This window comes from Streptomyces sp. SID12501 (genome assembly GCF_010550245.1).
In the GTDB taxonomy this organism is placed as follows: domain Bacteria; phylum Actinomycetota; class Actinomycetes; order Streptomycetales; family Streptomycetaceae; genus Streptomyces.
Window position 1 is genome coordinate 1 of record NZ_JAAGLU010000095.1, and the last position, 1,663, is coordinate 1,663.

Annotated in this window: 2 protein-coding genes; one reads left to right on the plus strand and one right to left on the minus strand. The window is 69.0% G+C overall.

What is annotated here, in order from left to right; translation table 11 throughout:
• Positions 1-117 precede the first annotated feature (117 nt).
• Positions 118-651 carry a hypothetical protein gene (locus G3I71_RS44530; protein ID WP_239149745.1) on the plus strand — a complete coding sequence of 178 codons (534 nt, stop codon included), beginning with the start codon at positions 118-120 and terminating at the stop codon, positions 649-651.
• On the opposite strand, the gene G3I71_RS44535 is transcribed toward G3I71_RS44530, so the two are convergent.
• Complete coding sequence (locus tag G3I71_RS44535) at positions 599-1,393, minus strand: IS5 family transposase (protein ID WP_164324549.1); 795 nt, start codon at positions 1,391-1,393, stop codon at positions 599-601. The genes G3I71_RS44530 and G3I71_RS44535 overlap by 53 nt on opposite strands.
• Between the last annotated feature and the right edge of the window lie 270 nt (positions 1,394-1,663).

Genomic DNA, 1,663 nt, shown 5'->3' on the forward strand with positions numbered 1-1,663 from the left:
AGAAGCCGTATCTCAACCGAACATGATCGCTTGATCTCTGCTGGTCAGGCATGGTTTCGCTCGTAGTGAGGGAGGCATGCGGCGTCTTGTTTCCGCTCCGTGAGCGAGGGGTGCGCGATGGCGTCGGTGCTGGGAATGCTGGAGGAGCGGGAGACAGTTGCCCGTGTGCGGGTGGAAGGACTACGGGAGGAAGTCGCCCGGTTGGCTGGGGTGTTGGAGGCCGCCGAGATCGAACTGGATCGGCGGGTGATCGCGCGGGAAGAGCTGGTCGAGGCCCTGGCAGCCTCGGCTGCCGAGACCACCGCCGTGACCGGGGCCGAGTCGGAGCAGAAAACCCTGCCCTCGCCCGCGCCGGTGCCGGGCTCGATCGTGCCGCCTTGGCGCGAAGGATTGCCGGTGACGGTGCTGGCGCCGGACTACCAGCGGATCCTGGGCGTGCTCGACGAGCGGCAGCCGGCGGGCCAGGGACCGCTGAAGGCCAGGGAGATCACGGTGGAGCTCGGCCTGGTGACGACACCGGCGAAGGTCGAGGGGGTGCGCTCGAAGGCCAGGCGGCTGGCGGAGCGCGGGTGGCTCGTGCAGGAGACGTCGGGGATGTTCAGCGCCGGCCGGCTGCCTGTGGCCGTGCCAGGCGCCGGGTCATCCGCGTGACCATCGACCACCGGATCATTGCCTCGCTGCTGGCCGGCAACGTCTCGTAGTCCCGGGCCAGCCGGCGCGAATGCATCAGCCACGCGAACGTGCGCTCTGCCACCCAGCGCCTGGGCAGCACCACGAACCCCTGCATGTCGTCGGTGCGCTTGACGATCTGAAGGGTGAGCGCGAGTTTCTGCCGGCACCAGTCGACGAGGGGGCCGGTGTAGCCGCCGTCGGCCCAGACGAGGGTGATGTCGCGGTGCAGGCGGCGCAGCCGCGTCAGCAGACCCGTCGCGGCGTCGCGGTCGCCGATGTTCGCGGCGGTGACCGCGACGACCAGGAGCAGGCCGAGGCAGTCGGTCACGATGTGCCGCTTGCGTCCGCCCACTTTCTTCCCGCCGTCGTAGCCGCGTGAGACGGACGGCACCGAGGCCGCGGCCTTCACCGACTGCGCGTCGATGATCCCGGCCGTCGGCTCCGCCTCACGGCCCTCCCGCTCACGCACCCGTCCGCGCAGCCGGTCGTGGAATTCTGTGATCAGCCCGTGCTCGCGCCAGCGGCGGAAAAAAGCGTAGACCCGGCTCCAGCAGGGGAAGTCCGCGGGCATCGCCCGCCAGGAGATCCCGCCCGCGACCAGGTAGCGGATCGCGTCCAGCAGCTGGCGGTGGCAGTAGCCCTCGGGCTGCCCGCCTCTGCCCTGGAGCCAGGCCGGCACAGGCAGCAAAGGCCGGACGGCCCCCCATTCCGCGTCCGACATGTCGGAGGGATACCGGCGTTCCCGGTCCGGATGGTCGGCCGCGTTGCCGTACACATGCGCGAGGCAATCACACGATGGAGCAGCCGAGTTGAACTGAACAGGTTCGGACGCGTACAACAACGACACCAGGGCCTCCCGGCACTGCTCGGTCAGATTCGCATCCCCGAGCTACCGAGAGGCCCTGTCTTTACGCGCGTACAACGGGAAGATCACCCGACCAGGAACCCTGTTCGACCCGCACGTTCCATGATCGGTTGAGATACGGCTTCT